The sequence below is a fragment of the Variovorax sp. Soil_C_33 genome, from assembly GCF_057656935.1.
Window position 1 is genome coordinate 1 of record NZ_JBDGJK010000062.1, and the last position, 293, is coordinate 293.

Here is a 293-nt window from a genome sequence, read left to right on the forward strand (position 1 = left end):
CCGAACCACTCCTCGGTCGTCAGTTCCGGAAAGCCCTGCTCCGCCAGCGTCGGCACCTCGGGCGAGAACGGCGAGCGCGCCTTGCCGGAAGTCGCGAGCAGGCGCAGCTTGCCGGCCTTGTGGTTGGCGATGAAGTCGCCGCTGGGCGTGATCATCGAGGCGATCTGGCCGCCCACCACGTCGGTCACGCCGGGGATCGAGCCGCGGTAGGGCACGTGCTTGAGCTCCACGCCGTTGTTGATGCCCAGCAGCGCGCCGATGAAGTGCGGCGTGGAGCCGGCCGCGGGCGAGCC

Annotated in this window: 1 protein-coding gene; it reads right to left on the reverse strand. The window is 70.6% G+C overall.

Features of this window, described 5'->3' with window-relative positions:
* On the reverse strand, positions 1–293 hold a 293-nt coding region (locus tag AC3A6B_RS29935; RefSeq protein WP_487840256.1), incomplete at both ends, for a tripartite tricarboxylate transporter substrate-binding protein.